13 protein-coding genes and 1 tRNA gene are annotated in these 16,820 nt (G+C 49.5%); 7 read left to right on the forward strand and 7 right to left on the reverse strand.

Going from position 1 to position 16,820, the window contains the following annotated elements:
• Positions 1-6 precede the first annotated feature (6 nt).
• Positions 7-1,581 carry a leucyl aminopeptidase family protein gene (locus J6J34_RS03025; protein ID WP_301898462.1) on the reverse strand — a complete coding sequence of 525 codons (1,575 nt, stop codon included), beginning with the start codon at positions 1,579-1,581 and terminating at the stop codon, positions 7-9.
• A gap of 163 nt (positions 1,582-1,744) precedes the next feature.
• On the opposite strand from J6J34_RS03025, the gene J6J34_RS03030 reads away from it, so the two are divergent.
• Together J6J34_RS03030 and J6J34_RS03035 are read left to right on the forward strand one after the other, a co-directional pair.
• A tRNA-Arg gene (locus J6J34_RS03030) sits at positions 1,745-1,821 on the forward strand.
• 683 nt (positions 1,822-2,504) lie between these two features.
• Complete coding sequence (locus tag J6J34_RS03035) at positions 2,505-3,242, forward strand: endonuclease/exonuclease/phosphatase family protein (protein ID WP_301898463.1); 738 nt, start codon at positions 2,505-2,507, stop codon at positions 3,240-3,242.
• A gap of 513 nt (positions 3,243-3,755) precedes the next feature.
• Here J6J34_RS03035 and merA read toward each other — a convergent pair.
• Genes merA through merT form a run of 3 tightly spaced genes read right to left on the reverse strand, consistent with a single transcriptional unit; the run spans position 3,756 to position 5,836 of the window.
• A complete protein-coding gene (gene merA / locus J6J34_RS03040) occupies positions 3,756-5,162 on the reverse strand; it encodes a mercury(II) reductase (RefSeq protein ID WP_301775025.1) in 1,407 nt (468 codons plus the stop codon).
• A complete protein-coding gene (merP, locus tag J6J34_RS03045) occupies positions 5,152-5,472 on the reverse strand; it encodes a mercury resistance system periplasmic binding protein MerP (RefSeq protein ID WP_301898464.1) in 321 nt (106 codons plus the stop codon). Before merP ends, merA begins: the two co-directional genes overlap by 11 nt.
• A 13-nt stretch (positions 5,473-5,485) precedes the next feature.
• Positions 5,486-5,836, reverse strand: a complete 351-nt coding sequence (gene merT / locus J6J34_RS03050) for a mercuric ion transporter MerT (RefSeq protein WP_301898465.1) — start codon at positions 5,834-5,836, stop codon at positions 5,486-5,488.
• Between the two features lie 73 nt (positions 5,837-5,909).
• Between merT and merR the strand changes: the two genes are divergently transcribed.
• Positions 5,910-6,329 (forward strand): Hg(II)-responsive transcriptional regulator, encoded by a 420-nt coding sequence (gene merR / locus J6J34_RS03055; protein ID WP_301898466.1) that lies wholly within the window; start codon positions 5,910-5,912, stop codon positions 6,327-6,329.
• A gap of 313 nt (positions 6,330-6,642) precedes the next feature.
• Here the strand turns inward: merR and J6J34_RS03060 are convergent, their stop codons facing one another.
• Positions 6,643-7,698, reverse strand: coding sequence for an isopenicillin N synthase family dioxygenase (locus J6J34_RS03060; RefSeq protein WP_301898467.1), 1,056 nt, complete (start codon positions 7,696-7,698; stop codon positions 6,643-6,645).
• A 331-nt stretch (positions 7,699-8,029) separates the two neighbouring features.
• On the opposite strand from J6J34_RS03060, the gene J6J34_RS03065 reads away from it, so the two are divergent.
• The gene (locus J6J34_RS03065; RefSeq protein ID WP_301721078.1) at positions 8,030-8,389 is read left to right on the forward strand and encodes a SpoIIAA family protein; all 360 of its coding nucleotides are present in this window, start codon (positions 8,030-8,032) and stop codon (positions 8,387-8,389) included.
• 47 nt (positions 8,390-8,436) lie between these two features.
• Here the strand turns inward: J6J34_RS03065 and J6J34_RS03070 are convergent, their stop codons facing one another.
• A complete protein-coding gene (locus tag J6J34_RS03070) occupies positions 8,437-9,360 on the reverse strand; it encodes a bile acid:sodium symporter family protein (RefSeq protein ID WP_301721077.1) in 924 nt (307 codons plus the stop codon).
• A gap of 722 nt (positions 9,361-10,082) precedes the next feature.
• On the opposite strand from J6J34_RS03070, the gene J6J34_RS03075 reads away from it, so the two are divergent.
• From J6J34_RS03075 to J6J34_RS03085, 3 genes are read left to right on the forward strand one after another with little or no spacing between them, the layout of a single operon-like run.
• Complete coding sequence (locus J6J34_RS03075) at positions 10,083-11,330, forward strand: TolC family protein (protein WP_301721075.1); 1,248 nt, start codon at positions 10,083-10,085, stop codon at positions 11,328-11,330.
• The gene (locus J6J34_RS03080; protein ID WP_301898468.1) at positions 11,327-12,553 is read left to right on the forward strand and encodes an efflux RND transporter periplasmic adaptor subunit; all 1,227 of its coding nucleotides are present in this window, start codon (positions 11,327-11,329) and stop codon (positions 12,551-12,553) included. Before J6J34_RS03075 ends, J6J34_RS03080 begins: the two co-directional genes overlap by 4 nt.
• An 11-nt stretch (positions 12,554-12,564) precedes the next feature.
• Positions 12,565-15,702, forward strand: a complete 3,138-nt coding sequence (locus tag J6J34_RS03085) for an efflux RND transporter permease subunit (protein WP_301898469.1) — start codon at positions 12,565-12,567, stop codon at positions 15,700-15,702.
• Positions 15,703-15,760: 58 nt separating this feature from the next.
• On the opposite strand, the gene J6J34_RS03090 is transcribed toward J6J34_RS03085, so the two are convergent.
• Positions 15,761-16,732, reverse strand: a complete 972-nt coding sequence (locus J6J34_RS03090) for a retropepsin-like aspartic protease (RefSeq protein ID WP_301898470.1) — start codon at positions 16,730-16,732, stop codon at positions 15,761-15,763.
• Positions 16,733-16,820 lie beyond the last annotated feature (88 nt).

A 16,820-nucleotide genomic window follows, 5' to 3' on the forward strand; every position in this document is an offset into this window, starting at 1 on the left:
TCCCTCCTAGTCAGCGCTTACCGAAGACGCTGAGTTGTAGTTCTCGACCCACTCGCTCAGCAGGCGCACGCCATAACCGTTGCCACCAGCCGGGTGAATGCCACTGGCACTGGTGCCGTAGGCATTGCCAGCCATGTCGATGTGGATCCATGGCGTATCTTTCGCAAAGTGCTGGAGCAGTCGCGCACCGGCCTGAGCGCCCGGCGAGCCGACGTTCTGAATATCCGCCAGCCAGCTGTCGATAATGCCGTCATAAGGCCCCAGTGGTAGCTGCCAGACCAGTTCGCCGGTGCTTTCTCCCGCCGCTTTCATGGTGCTAATCAGAGCATCATGCTCGGAGAAGATAGCGGCATAATCGGTACCTAACGCCCGCACTTTCGATCCTGTTAGCGTCGCGATATCGGCAATTGCCCGCGCCTTCAGGCGATCGCGCGCGTACCAGATACCATCCGCCAGAATCAGACGGCCTTCGGCATCAGTGTTGACCACTTCAATACGGGTACCGTCTGCCGCATGCAAAACATCGCCCGGTAAGGTCGCACTGCCTGAGATCAGGTTATGCGATAAGGGCACAACACCGGCAACATTAAGCTCGGCATCTTTGCCGGCAAGCGCCATAACCGCGCCAAGTACAGCCGCACCGCCGGCTTTGTCAGTTTGCATACGAACAATAGAGCTGCCCGAGGTTTTCAGGTTGTAGCCACCGGTATCAAAGGTATTACCTTTGCCCACCAGAGCAATTGGCGCTTCATTGCCGCCACCTTGGTACTCGACTACCAATAGATGCGATTTATGCTGACTGCCCTGGCTTACGCCATACAGCGCGCCCATGCCCATCTCTTTGACTTGTTCGGGTGTGTAGACCGTGGCTTTGATGTCGTAATTACTCACCGCAGTTTGCGCAAGTTCGGCGATTGCCTTGGGGTAGCCATCACTACCTGGTAAGTTGATGATATCGCGCGCCACAAATACGCCGTGCGCCAAGGGCTGCGTATCAGCGTAGGCTTGCGCTGCCGCATCGCTCTGGTCGCTGTGCCAGTGGACGGTATAGTCGGGCCGCTCAGCCGGCTCACTCTTGTAGCGGTCGAAGCGATAATTGCGTAAGTCCATACCGTGCGCCATCGCAGCGACCTGAGTATCACTGAACCCTTTCGCGTGCACGACAACAGTGTCAGCGGCCTCACCTACCTGCGCCGCTACCTGTGCACCAAGCTTTTCAGCATCAGCACGCGTCATAGCGGTACCGGTGCCCACCACCCATAAACGTTTCGCATAAAAGCCAGGTAGGGCCAGCAGTTCAACCTGTTGCCCATGCTTACCGGTAAAGTCTTCCAGCGCCAAAGCACTCTGAACAATACTGCGTACCTGTGGATCCCACATTTCCGGTAAGTGAATCGCGCCGTCTTCCGTTTCGGATGCAAGCAACACCAGAACATCGGCATCGTCCTTATGCTTATGTGCAAAGTGATGCTGGGTCTTTACATAATCACTAAAAGCGGCTTGCGCCTGAACATCTGTGCTGAGCGTTGCGCCGCCTGCCAGAGCAGCAGTTAACAGCACCGCCGTTATGCTTTTTTTCATCGTCGGGTTTACTCCATGTTTTGATTATTCACTAAGTGTAAACATGCAACAGCGAGAACGCCAAAACAAGTGATTAATCGTTGAAGTGGGTAGACAATGCGGCGGTTTTTCCCTAGAATTCCCGCCTGCTTGTTCGCAGGCAGATTCATTTCCTATTTAATGCGCACCCGTAGCTCAGCTGGATAGAGCGCTGCCCTCCGGAGGCAGAGGCCGCAGGTTCGACTCCTGCCGGGTGCGCCATTTTTACTGGCCTGTAGCTCATCCTTGCGTCTTTATAGTGCTGACAACTCACAAAGCCCCACATTGAGTCCCACACTTTTGTGATTTTCGCTGATTTGTCTTGGTGACGGGCCCCCATTATTGACTAGGCTCGTCCGCTTCAGCTGGTTCCGCCCGGAAACTAGCGTTCTTTGCGCGCAATATAAAAGCAAAAAGAAGCAAAGTTATTACAGGGAAAATCACGACAAAATAAACCAAAATCGATTGAATCATTGGCGGTAAAAGTACTAACGCCACTATCGCCAGGCTTTCGACAATGACCGCGAATGAAGCAACGGTTTTTAGTGAATCATTTTTTTCATGACTTACCTTATTAGTTATCTGGCTTAAATTTTTTGGGTGTTACTGCAGTGGCTTTCTCTGAGCCTACGATCCGACTACCCACACATAATCACGCTAACATATCAAGTTAGCAGTCTTTGACTGTAGTGCTCAACATAAGCCGGACTCTTTTCAGTTAATTTCTCAGCTTGCGCCTGTCAAAAGACTGAACGCTCATCGAAAATAGTGTCCGCTTTCACGGGAAAGGCCAAAGCCCGCCAATGCAGTAAAAACAATGAATCTGAACTTTTGCTGAACAAATTGACTAAGCTTTTAAATAGTCCATAAATTGCTTTGTATTTTATTACTCGGGAGGCGGGAGCGTGCTTAAACCCAAAGTCGTGGTTCCTCAACAGTTCATACATGAGCACCCTATTGTTCGTGGTGAGGAGTTTGGCGTGCTGTGTTGGAATACTCAGAAGCTTACCGAAACACCCAGGTTTCAGCGCGCTCTGGCAGGCGTTTTGGCCGACTTCCCTTGCTTATTTTTAGTGCTTCAGGAGGTAAAGCTTCGTGCGAAGGATAATTGGTTACTCCCGCATTGGTCTTTTGCTGTCGCTCCGAATATACAAACACGGCGGTCTATTTATGGTGTGCTCACCGCGAGCCAATATGCCTTTACCGAGGCGCAAGCACGATTGAGCAAAAAGCGCGAAGGTATGTTCGCCACACATAAAAGTTATATGCTCTCGTATCACTCACTCGCAGAGGGCGGCTCGCTGTTAGTCGTCAATGTCCACGCGATAAACTTCGTTCGTACGCATCAGTTTTCGCAGGAAATAGAACTCATCAAAGCAGAGTTATTAGAGCACAGAGGGCCACTCATCGTGGCGGGTGATTTTAACGTGTGGAGCCGCCAACGCCGCTTGCGCTTGCTGCAATTCTGTCGCAGCGTCGGCCTCAAACACGCTATTATGGCCGACCCACATCATATTAAAACCTACCGCCAACATCCTCTGGATTTCATCTTCTACCGCGACCTTTCGCTGCAGAAAGCGTTAGCGATTGATACCAGTACGGTGTCCGACCATAACCCCCTTTATGCGCGATTTAAGCTATAGCGATATAGGGTTCAATCGCGCTCATATCAAATGCGACTAACTGCGGCTTAAAATGTGGGCATGGCCTTAACGTTCTTCGGATCTCGCCGAACCAACCCAACAGCACTTAGACAGTGGCCACAACCCGAGCCAGTCAACACTCGATCTCAACTAGCGCCTTGCTCGTCATGCTTCATTATCTCCTCGTGAGGCGGGGGAATTTCCTCGCATTCATCCCACGCTTCATAGGCGCTGGTCGGGCCGCTCACCTCTAGTTCCTTATTGAAGGAATAAGGCATCATGCCGGACAACGCCAGTTTTGAATTTACGCTGTAGCCCGTACCCTGCCCAGGGCCTGCACGGAGACTTCAGAAACCATGGCACTACTGGCCGAACGCTTGCGCAATATCAGCTGCTAGCGCCAACAATATGACAAGTCTGGTACACATAATGAAACCTCTGTGTTGCCACCAATATAGCTTTAGCGTAGTACCTGGAGTGAACTCCAGGTCAAGAATTGGATGAAATAAATTATTAACCCGCACAGCACGACAGCTGCTTGATATCTTTAGTGAACGTCTGCGCACATAACTTCAGGCCTTCGACCATGGTGAGATAAGGGAAAAGCTCCTGCCCAATTTCCTGAACTGTCATATTAGCCCGCATCGCCATTACCGCTGTCTGTATTAGTTCGCCTGCCTCATCTGCAACAACCTGCACGCCAAGTAGCCGTCCGGATTCTTGCTCAGCCACCATCTTTATAAAGCCGCGCGTATTAAAATTGACGAGAGCTCGCGGTACATGGCTTAGGGCTAAACTACGCACATCGACAGCGATCCCTTGTGCGGTCGCGTTGCTTTCTGATAATCCGACAGTAGCAACCTGAGGATCGGTAAACATGACAGTTGGCATCGTCCTGAGATTCAGCGTGGTTGCTCCTCCTGTCATATTTATCGCGGCGCGGGTTCCTGCCGCCGCCGCTACATATACAAATTCCGGCTGCTGCGTACAGTCACCCGCGGCATATATTGTGGGTACTGTAGTTTCCAGCTGGTCGTTAACCACAATGGCACCGCTATCCATTTCCACTCCAATAGCACTAAGGTTTAAAATTTCCGTATTAGGAACCCTTCCGGTTGCTACCAGCAGCTGTTCAGCTCTCAATTCTCCTGCGTTTGTCTGTAGTACAAATTCGTTTTTCACGAAATCGATATGGCTCGCCTGCGTTTCAGTCAGCACCTGTATCCCCTCATCGCATAACGCCGTTTTTAATGCGTCGGCAATCTCCGGATCGTGGTCCGACAGGAGAGAACTACGAGCAACTACGGTTACTTTACTACCGAGCCGGGCAAATGCCTGAGCCAGCTCTAAGCCGACATACCCAGCCCCAATCACAATTAAGCTGGCAGGAATTTTAGTAAGCTCCAGAGCACTGGCCGACGTCAGGTAAGGCGTTTGCCTTAACCCCTCGATGAGCGGCTCTGCGGGCCGCGCACCCGTTCCAATAAATGCGCGATCAAAGTCGATAATTTGCTGCTTACCGTTATTCAGCTTCAGATTTAGTTGCTGGCCGTTAACAAAACTCGCCTCACCAGTTATCACGGTAATGTTTTTATGATTACGCAATATGCTTTCATATTTAGACTCTCGTAACTCATCGATAAGCTCTCGCTGTTGCTGAAGAAGCTGCTGACGATTCACCACTGTGCGATGCGCGCTTAGCCCCTCATCAAAGGCACTTGAGCCCCGTAAATGAGCGATATTGGCCGTACGAATGAGCATTTTTGAAGGTACACAGCCGGTATTGACACAGGTGCCACCTATAACGCCTCGCTCGACGAGAGTAACCCGGGCGCCCCGCTCAGCGGCCTTTAACGCTGCCGCCATCGCGGCTCCGCCACTACCAATAACGGCAATGTGCTGTTGGTTATTATCGGGCATCAGGAGAACCTCCTGGTTTATCCTGTGTTGGCCGGCTTATTAGCTCTGACGGATAACCCGCGTTAGTAGTCGCCTTTATCAACGCATCCACTGATACTAAAGTGTCCTCGTACGTGACCATGGCTCTGCGATTCGGGTAGTCGACACTCACCTCAGATACCCCGGCTACTTGGGTAAGCGCCAGTTTTACGGTTATGGGGCAAGCCACACAGTTCATGCCTGGCACTGACAAATCCACCGTTCTCATGGTGGCCGCAGCCGACATACTGATTGAAGCCAAAAAAAGTGCAGAAAATAGTTTTAATTTCATAAAGGTCCCCCTGTTAATAAAATAGCGGCAAGATATAGGGAAAAATCAGCGCGGCCAGCACAAGTAGTGACATCATCCAAAATCCCAATTTGTAGACAAAACGCGATTTAGGTGCCGCGCATATATTTTTCGGACTGCAGTTATCCTGCGCACGAAAAATTTGATGCCAGGCAATAAACATCGCGATCAATGCAATACCAATAAAGACGGGACGGTAAGGCTCCAACGCCGACAAGTTCCCAATCCAGGCGCCAGACACGCCTAACATAACCAGTAGCAGTGGCCCTAAACAGCAGCCTGCGGCTAGAACAGCACCGATTGTGCCCATCGCTAACGACGTTTTTTTTGAATCGAATTTGGCCATTATCTTTAAAACTTTCCCTTTTGCGTTTACTCCAGTAAGCTTAGCCCCGTAGTTAGGTACGGAGTCAAGCGTAATGGACGATAAATCAGAAAGGGTAACCATTGGAGGCCTGGCCAAGGCAGCTGAGGTGAATGTAGAAACAATCCGTTATTATCAGCGAAGGGGATTGCTGAATGAACCGGTACGCCCGGCCGGCGGCATTCGATATTATGGCTCTGCTGATATTGCTCGACTAGTATTTATTAAAACAGCACAAAAATTAGGCTTTACCCTGAGCGAAGTGAGCGACCTGTTGCGCCTGGATGATGGCGCGCACTGTGTTGAAGCTAGTGAGCTCGCAGCGCGAAAATTGCACAATGTAAGGGGCAAGATTGATACGTTAAAGCGGATCGAAGAATTGTTAAGTGAGATGGTCACTCGCTGCCATACGCAACAAGAGACCGTCGCTTGTCCGTTAATCTCTTCGTTGTACAAGGGGGTCGGCATATTGTGATCCCCCCGCTTGAAGCAGCAGCTATTCGTAGAAATTAAATGAGCCGCTTGCGTTAATTGTTTAGGAGAAATCCTCCAATGGCCCTATTCGTCCTCTCATGGTTACCCAGCCAAAGCCATTCCGTGTCAACGGTAACCTTGTTTTCACCCGCCTGTGGGTCAGTTTTAAAATTGTCGGTGACAGCACGACTAAGCGGAGAGCGTCCGCACAAGTCAATCCACTAAGCGAGTGGCTCTTAAAAAATGGGGGCCTGTCAGGTCGTCAGGTGAGCCATTTTCAGCTGAATCGCACCATCCAAACAGTCCCAGCTCACTTAAACCCGACAGTCGTCACAGATTTCAGCCGTTGGCATGTAAGCAAAGCTCTTGTCGAGCAGATGCCGTAAAGGTTCATCGCAATAATGTTTCCTGGTGACATGCGGGTGCGAGCGCAAGCGCCCTTTCAACACGTTATTGCCGACATCGGTCAGCAATGGATTCGCAGGGTCAATCGATGGTCCTGTTGCTCGTGTCTTCAGCTCCGGTGGTAAAGCCAATACCGGCACTGTCGCTGATAATTGCGCGGCCATAAAAAACGCAATCGAATAGCGCTCACCACCTTGTACAGGACTCTCAACTTTATGATTTGTGGCTTTCAAAAAGCCATCCGAGGCCAGCTCCAATAGCTCGCCAATATTCACCACAAGTGCGCCTGGAATTGGCTCGACGTCTACCCACTCGTCGCCCCGCTCCACCTTGAGCCCACTTTGTGAGTCCTGCATTACCAGGGTCAGGTAACCCGGATCTTTGTGCGCGCCAACCCCTTGCTGGGTCGATTGCTGTGCCGGATAACGGATGAGCTTGGCATGAGTATAGGGCTGTTCACCCAGGGTTGCGTCAAGAGCATTGCGGTCGACACCCAGCGATTCGCAGAGTTTCTGCAATACATTCACCGTGATGTCACTCAATTTACGTTGCAGTGTCAAAAGCGTCGGTTTCAGGATTGGCATAGCGTCAGGCCATAAGTTAGGGCCAATTAATTTTTGCCATGGGTACTGAAGTTGCTCTGGTGCAAGCGCCAGCTCTTCATTCATCCAGTCAAATTGCTCGCGTGCATCGAGCCGCCCGGCAGTCATTTCATTGCCCACTGAGTTATAACCGCGAAAATGGGGCGAATGAATCATATCAACGCTTTGCTTTTCTTCGTTCGATAGCTGAAAGAACTGCTTGCTCAACGCCAGGTAGTCTTGCTGCGCTTCATTGCTTAAACCGTGATCGACAAGATAGAAAAAGCCGACGTCACTGGCGGCATGACGCAATTGCGCCAGGCCTTCGTCAGAATCAAGCGATGTCATTGAGATAATGGGTAGTGGCGCAGCGTAAGCGTGCATAAGTAAGCGCTCCTTATTTGGGTAACCGCGCTCAATATAGGCCTCTGCGCATAATTTATGAACGAACCAATATCTCTAAGTTAGATTGTTTCGCTATAGCGGCTGTTTTACAGCACCTTTTGCGCACGTCTGGAAATTTGAAGACAGCTAAGCACGATGAAAAACACCGCAAGCACGAAAACTATGAATCCTAATCTAAGCATAAATACCGATCACGATAAATTATCCGACAACACGACATTGGCCGGACTCACTTATCAAGTTCGGCAATGCCTTTTGCTATACTCATGGATAACCTGATTTTTGCGTAAAGGAACAGGAGGATTTCAATATGATCGACATTCTAGACGCCAATAAAGAAAATCTGATTGCAATTAAGTTGACCGGTAAAGCCACCCAAGCAGACATGGAGAGGATTCACGAGCTTATTCACGGTATTGTGGATAAGGGTCAACAAGTGGATTTCTATATGGAGTTTGAAAACTTCCACGGCTATGACATGAAAGGGTTATGGGAAGACCTGAAAATAGACACGGCTCATTTCTCAGACTACGGAAGGATGGCTTTTGTTGGTGACAAGAAGTGGCTCGAAAGCGCTGCAAAGGCAACGGATTTTTTTACTGCTTCGGATGTGCGGTATTTCGATCGCGACGATAAACAGTCTGCCAAAGAATGGTTAGAAGCCGAATAGACCCTAGCGATTGAGTATGCACTCACTCAATCAACACTTTAATTGGTTTAACTGAGCCTCGCGAGAATCTTGGCCGCGATCGGTGAGGTAATCATCTGAATTACCGCAAAAAACGCAGCAGGAATCGCGATCTCTGCTGGCAACCCAGATGCCGCAACAAAAGCAGCAGCAATACTGAACTCCTTTTTACTGACGGTAAAAAGGTACGCGATGACCTCACCGCGGTCAGTGGTGACCAACAAGGAAACCATTCCTAGTAGATAGCCAATCAGGTTTAGGCATAATGCCGCCCCCGCAATCACAAACGCATACCAGCCATAACCTATAATGGTTGCTGCGTTCGGTCCGACAACTGCGAGCAGAATAAGAAGATATAAAATGGATCCAAGCCCAGCATAAGCCGCATCATGCTGGGCAAAAAAGTTAGGAAATCGCGTGCGTAAGCTTACACCCAAGACCGTAGGAACAAGAACAACTAACACCAATTCCAGAATAATCGCGTCTAGGGGAACCTCGAGTTGAACGCCTGTCAGCCATAAAAATAAGACAGGAACGATAAACGGAGATAACGCCGTATTGACTGCATTGAAAACAGCAGCCAGGGCCACATTACCTCGTGCCATGAGAACCAAAAGTGGGGATGAAACATCCGTTGGTAGCGTGCCAAGCAAGGTTTGGCCGGCGGCCAGAGGACCGCTCCCAAAAAAAAGACGCCCCGTCAGTAACCCCCCAATCGACATAGGCCCGTAGACAAGGACCATCGCCAAAAGCTGTCGAGAAGGTTTACGCAGCACCAATCGCACATCGTTAGCGTCGAAAGTCAGGCTAATAATAAGCATCAGTAACGCAAGTAATGGCCCAATGGAGCTCTCGAAGAACTTACCAATTTCTGGAACGATCAATCCTAGCCCGGCTGTAACAATGACAAACAATACAAGATTGGCTTCGACAAATGAGATGAGTCGGGTCATGTTAATGAATTAACGTTATCGGTTGATATGGGCACTCTTCGCATTTGGCGAGCAATCATTTCAATATCTCGACGCAGATTTAAAATCTGAAGTTTACTTGTGGTAAATATTGGTTCAAGTGTACTTGCATTAGTCAGGTATATCTAATTCAGACGGTCCATAGCTCTGGATCTTTCCGAACAGACGTTTGTGCACTGACACTGATCACAACATTTTTCGACGTCCAAGGCCTAACTATCAAACTTCTGCATACCTGATCTTTACTCTCGAGTCTGTATTGAGTCTTGAGGGTATGTCTGTTATTTTGCAAACGCTATCTGCCTCTTTCAAAGGTTACTTTTTTTGCCCAAGCGTGTCTGGTCCTTGATCATCGTTATGTTTTTTCACAGTCTCTTCACCTGTGCGGTTTCGGCCGGGCACGTGGAAATCACTGACCATACGTTCGATTATGCCTATCAAAATCATGCCCATGCGGAACACCAGTCGGACTCCTATGACCGCTTCGAATCAGACCACCAGCATCAATTTCACGCGCATATTAGCTGTATCACCGGATATGCAACCTTTAATCCGGAAGCACCTTCACCAACACTCGCCATAGCACATCAACTGCTGCCTTTTGACAGTAACGACAACCAGCCACCAGTTCCTCCGCCTAATTCTTAGTCTTCACCTTTAGAATCTGTGCGTAAAGCACTCTCTTTTTATTGTGGAGATAAATCATGAAATTACTTTATTTCGTGGTTGCTGCAGTGGTGGGCTCAGTGGTTTTGCCTGCTTCAGCAATCGCGAACGACTTGACCTTAGGCAACGCCTTAGAACGGGTGTTGCAAAATAATCCGGTCTTACAAAAATACCCGTATCAACAAAGGATGGCTGAAGCTGAAAAACTTCAGGCTTCCTTAACGCCTAACCCGAAGATTGGATTAGAGCTTGAGAATTTTGCGGGTAGTGGCACCAATCGCGGATTCGAAAATGCACAAGCAACCTTATCTCTGAGCCAGCTCATTGAGTTAGGCGGAAAACGTGAGCAACGCATTGAACTTGCGTCAGTTAAACAGCGCCAGCTTAATGCAGAGTTTGATTACAGCAAGTTAGCGGTATTTGCAGAAACTGCACATCGCTTCTATCAGTTAATCCGACTGCAAGTGTTGGCGGACTGGAGCCAGCAACAGAAGCTCCGCCTCGATGAGGCCTTGAGGGTAGCGTTGGAACGTGTGGAAGCTGGCGCCGTCCCCCCGTCTGAGGTAACGAGAATTCGATTGCAACAGCAACAAGTGATCGCCAAAACTGAAGAAATAACTGGCCAAATTCAAGTTGCTAAGTCGAATCTTAGCGCGATGTGGGCTTCTGCACCTGACTTTACCCAAGTGACCGGTAAGTTTAGCAGTTCATTGCGCCTGCCCACAGATGTTGAGGTTGAAGAAGCCGTCAATCAGGCACCAGAGTTCCTCCGTCTAGTGGATTCAGAACATTTGTTAGCAGCCCGGGTGAGTACTCTGAAAGCCGAGGCTATAGCAGATGTTACGCTTGGAGTTGGTGTCCGCTATGACAATCAGCTCAACGATTCCGGCCTCGTCGTGCAGGCGTCGATGCCATTGCAATTAACAAACCCAAACCTGGGCTTCATTCAAGCAAAGCAAGCAGAAAGAGACCTCATTCTCGATCAACAGCGGGTCGTGCGCCAGCAACTGCGCGCAGACGCCCGAACGCTTCTCGCGCGCTTGCAAGCTAACCGCAACTACTTAGAACGTATTCGACTTGATTTACTGCCTATTGCCCGACAGTTAGAGCAAGAGACAAAGGCTGGATATGCAAAAGGAATACATAGCCTGTTGATGGTGCTTGATGCACAAGAAGAGCTTGCACAGTTGGAATATCAGCAAATTAATCGCCGTTACGCTATTTATCAGGACCTCCTTGAACTTGAGCGAATGACGGGGCAATCATTTTTGGGACCAGAATTATGAACCTTATTAAAACAACAGCCATCCTTCTCGGCCTGTGTGTTGGACTAACGTCGGCACAACCAGCTTTAGGTCAGTCGCACCATGAGCATTCCGAAGCAGCCGTAGAAGGCCCCCGTGGTGGAACTTTACTTGGCGATAATGAATTTGCCGTCGAGATCACGATTTTTGAGTCCGGAATTCCACCTGAAATGCGCGTTTACACCTATTCAGAAGGTGAGATTGTTAATCCTGATGAAGTCGAGCTCGAAGTCACCTTGCACAGATTAGGCAATCGCGATGACAAACTAAGCTTCATTCCGGAAAATGATTATCTGGTCAGTAATGAGGTTGTTGAGGAACCTCACTCCTATGAAGTGTCAGTAAAAGCTTCAACTGAGAGCAGTGCCGGTGAATGGCACTACGAGAGTTTTGAGGGGCGAACAACCTTGTCCGATCGAGTCATCGATAAAGCAAATATATTGGTCGAAACAGCAATGCCAAGGACTTTGACATTCAAAGAACGTTTATTCGGTGTTGTTGCCCCCGTAACTGGACAAATTGCGCAAATCAGACCGACTTACAATGGCAAAGTCACTGAAGTATTTGTCGCAACCGGTGAGCAAGTGACTGAAGGACAGGTCCTGGCAAAAATCATGAATGCCTCTAGTGGCGCGAGCTATGATGTTGTCAGTCCCCTGACCGGGGAGGTTACGCAGCGCTTGGTTACAGCAGGTGAAATTGTAAAAGAAGAACTGCTCTTTGAAGTGGTCGACCTGTCGAGCGTCTGGATAGAACTTTCCGCATTCCCTGAAAGTATAGAAAAACTAAGACCAGGGCTTCCCGCTGAAGTCTTCGACTTACATCATCATAAGCGTGTTTTCGGCGAAATCACCTATATTGCACCGGTGATGACAGGCGGACACATTGCCCGGGCTCGAGTGCTCGTAGACAATAAAAATGGCCACTGGCGGCCCGGCATGCATGTACAGGCAGATGTAACTACAGGCGAAAAAGATGTTGCGTTGGCGGTGAAGGTAGATGCCGTGCAAACGTTCCGAGATATACCTGTCGTTTTTGCTCAATACGGCAACACGTTTGAAGTTCGAATGATCGATCTTGGCGTTAGCGACGGCGAATACATCGAGGTAAAGGGCGGTTTAGCTGCCGAAACTCCTTATGTGTTTGGTAACAGTTATTTATTGAAGGCTGATGTGCTGAAGGATGGCGCGAGTCACGACCACTAGAGGGCGAACTTATGATTGATTCATTTATCCGCTTCGCCATTCAACGTCGTTGGTTGGTGATTGCTGCAACTCTGCTTATTGCAGCACTGGGCGTTTACAGCGCCCTAAAACTGCCTATAGATGCGGTACCCGACATTACTAATGTTCAGGTTCAAATAAACACTGAAGCTCCGGGCTACTCGCCATTGGAGACCGAGCAACGCATTACCTATTCGGTGGAAAATGCGATGGCCGGCATTCCCGACCTGGATTACACGCGGTCAATTTCACGATATGGATTGTCACAGGTCACCGTGGTGTTTGAGGAAGGTACGGATATTTATTGGGCGCGGCAGCAAATCAGCGAGCGCCTGCAGAGGGTTCGTGGCGAATTGCCTGACAAGGTTGAGCCAGCTCTCGGTCCTATCGCAAGCGGATTGGGTGAAATATTCACCTATCTTGTGCGCGCAAAAAAAGGAGCAGTTGATGAGTTCGGTCAACCCTACACTGCGGAATCCCTGCGTACACTGCAAGACTGGGTGATACGTCCACAGCTGGTGAAAGTACCCGGAGTGACTGAAATCAATACTGTCGGTGGCTACGAGCGGGAATACCAGGTGGCTCCGGATCCCGGCAAAATGTTGGCTTATAAACTATCTATCGAGGACATTTTTAAAGCGCTTCAGTTAAACAACAGCAATGCCGGTGCCGGGTATATCGAGCGAAATGGTGAACAATGGCTGGTCCGCTCGCCAGGACAGCTAGCTTCTTTAGAGGATATTGGCAACGTTGTTATCACCAAACGTGATGATGCTCCTGTTCGAATTAAGGATGTTGCTGAAGTGTCTTTCGGGAAGGAGCTGCGCACCGGTGCTGCGACTTCCGATGGTGAGGAGATAGTGCTTGGCACGGCAATGATGCTCATCGGTGAAAACAGTCGTATTGTGTCGGAGGCGGTTGCAAAACGCTTAGAGGCAGTGCAACTGAGTCTTCCGGACGGTGTTGTGGTCGAGCCTGTTTACAACCGTACGACCCTGGTCGAAAAAACTATCGCTACGGTTGAAAAAAACCTTTTTGAAGGCGCCGTACTGGTCATAGTTGTGCTCTTCTTACTTTTAGGTAACGTTCGGGCTGCGCTCATTACTGCGCTCGTGATTCCGTTAAGTATGCTTTTCGCAATCACCGGAATGACGGCCAACCGAGTCTCCGGTAACTTGATGAGCTTGGGTGCAATAGACTTCGGAATAATTGTTGATGGTGCCGTAATTGTTGTTGAAAACGCATTGCGCCGACTGGGGCTTGCTCAACAACGCCTAGGCCGACTACTAACAACCAGAGAGCGCTTGCACGAGGTTTTTGAGAGTACTCGTGAGGTTTTTAACCCCGCAGTATTTGGCGTACTCATCATCATGTTGGTCTACTTACCAATATTTGCTCTAAGTGGTGTCGAAGGGAAAATGTTCCATCCTATGGCATTTACGGTTGTGTTTGCCTTATTAGGTGCACTCATTTTCTCAATCACATTTGTGCCGGCAGCGATTGCGATTTTTGTCACCGGAAAGGTGAACCACAGAGAAAATCGCATCATGCGGGGTGCTCGCCGATTATATGAACCGGTATTAAAGCTTTCATTAAAACAACCCCTGGTGATCATCGTGATCGGCTTCGGCTTATTCACCGGATCGCTTTATCAAGCATCGAAAATGGGCACCGAGTTTTTACCCCAACTCGATGAAGGTGACGTTGCTCTACATGCACTCCGCATTCCCGGAACAGGCTTGCAGCAATCGGTCGACATGCAATTACAACTCGAATCCGTCATTGCTAAGTTTCCTGAAGTAAAACGGGTCTTTTCCAAAATAGGCACTCCGGATGTCGCCACAGACCCTATGCCACCTAGCGTAGCCGACACTATTATTATTTTGAAACCAAAAGAAGAGTGGCCCGACTCGTCAAAATCCAAAGATGAGTTCCTCACGGAACTGCGTAGGGCTGTCGAGCAAATACCGGGGAACAAATACGAGTTTACCCAACCTATTGAGATGCGCTTTAATGAGCTGATCGCTGGTGTACGTGCCGATTTAGCTGTGCGCATTTACGGTGACGATCTCGATACGTTAAAGTCCTTAGGTGATGAAGCCGTGCAAATTATCAACGGCGTTAGCGGTGCTGCAGACGTGCGTGCTGAGCAAATGACGGGCTTGCCGACGTTGTCTGTTACACCACAGCGTGATCATTTGGCTTTACTCGGCTTAACGGTCAGCGACGTACAGCGGGCCATCCAGGCTGCTGTGGGTGGTTTAGAAGCTGGTACGATTTACGAGGGAGATAAACGGTTCCGTTTAATGCTTCGTCTAAATGAATTAAATCGTGCTGATATTGAGACGCTAAAGCGCTTACCCGTTGCTGTTCCTGAGGCCAGCAACCCAGAGCTTCAATATGTTCCGCTTGGAGAAATCGCTGAGATTAAACTTACAGTGGGCCCCAATCAGATCAATCGCGAAAGCGGCAAACGCAATATGGTTGTTAGTGCAAATGTGGTCGATCGTGATCTTGGCTCATTTGTCGCGGATATCCAGCAGCAAATGCAATCTAATTTATCGCTTCCGGCTGGCTACTGGATTGACTACGGTGGCACATTTGAACAATTGCAGTCTGCAACCCAGCGGTTAGCTATTGTTGTTCCGCTGACACTACTGCTCATTCTTGGACTGCTTTATAGTGCGTTCAATTCACTGAGCAATGCCCTGATTATATTTACCGGTGTACCACTTGCATTAACCGGTGGTATTTTGGCGTTGACCGTCAGAGGCATGCCGTTATCGATTTCAGCGGCTGTTGGCTTTATCGCTTTGTCTGGTGTTGCCGTCTTAAACGGTGTGGTGATGCTGTCCTTTATTCAACAGCTCCGCAACGATGGTAAAGCACTTAGGGAGGCAGTCTTTGAGGGCGCTCGCCAACGTCTGCGCCCCGTACTAATGACTGCCTTAGTGGCGAGTTTTGGCTTCGTCCCTATGGCTTTCAATACAGGTACGGGAGCCGAAGTGCAACGTCCGCTGGCAACCGTGGTGATTGGCGGTATCGTTTCCTCCACACTGTTGACACTGGTTGTGCTTCCTGCGCTGTACCTGTTCATTAACAGGTTACGGCGCGTGCCATCGTCTGTATAAGAGTCAGATAAAAAGTTGGGTCTTGTGACCCAACTTTGTTGATATCACTTCCCTGCGCTCAGTCTGCGCAAACGTGCAGTGTCTGGGTCGAGTATGCTATGACCATCGGGCAATCTGCCATGAATGCCGCCCCGACAAGCATGGCTGGCTGATCCGCAATCCCTAGAACACTGAAAACCGGAAGATCCGCGATCTTAACGTTCATAGACAAATAACAGCGTTCGCCCAGACAGATGTTGCTAACTGGAGCAGTGAAACTTTCAGTGCCTATGCCATCGATACCCCGCGATCCCCCTTCTTTTATTGTGACCGCGTCGCTATCTGGAAATAGTCGGGCGAGACTTGCCGCCTGCCAGTTGATAGTGCCAACCCGAGCCGCGCTATCAAGCACTGCCGCGACCGGTGTTCCTTCCAACATCACATTAAACTGCACAAAGCCAGGCTGGACTCCAGAGTGAAATTCCAGCCCTGTTTCGTTTACACCCAGCTCAGAATATGAAGTCCCATCTTGCAATAGCGAGACCGTCGCGCCGGGCACATCAATTGCAACGTCATAGCGCGAGAGTACATCGACCCCAAGAATACCCTCAACCTGCCGCCCGTCATACTCGCGAAAGGAACTGAGGTCAGCGACCACGGCACTCACATCCTTCTGCGGTAGCTCGCCGAGGGACAGCCCTGACAGGGTAACAACCTCCAGGGTGATCGCGCCAGTTGCGCCCTGTACCTCAAGCTGACTTATATCCTCTGGGGTGAGGTCCAGCTCGGCGCGTAGGTCTGCGGAAATCACTGACCGCCCCGCGGCGGTGTCAAGAATGAAAAAGCGCTCGCCAACGCCCTCGATCTCAACCGGAAGCAGAATCCGTTCTTCCAGATAACTGATCGGAATATGTACCGGCTCTGCGGTAAGCGCAAAAGCAGGTGTGGATATAAAAAAGAGTCCGGACAACACGCCGCCCAAGTAACGAAATAGCATAATCAGATACTCCGCAAAAATTAAAGCCAGATAACACAGGTTAGATTTAGCCAAGCATACTCTTCTTTCCACGATCATCCACCTGTTGCTTTTACGAAACAACTCGCTTACAACTGCTACTTCATCGCAACGGTAATGTTTT

It is taken from the genome of Pseudidiomarina terrestris (assembly GCF_030466405.1).
Taxonomy (GTDB): domain Bacteria; phylum Pseudomonadota; class Gammaproteobacteria; order Enterobacterales; family Alteromonadaceae; genus Pseudidiomarina; species Pseudidiomarina terrestris.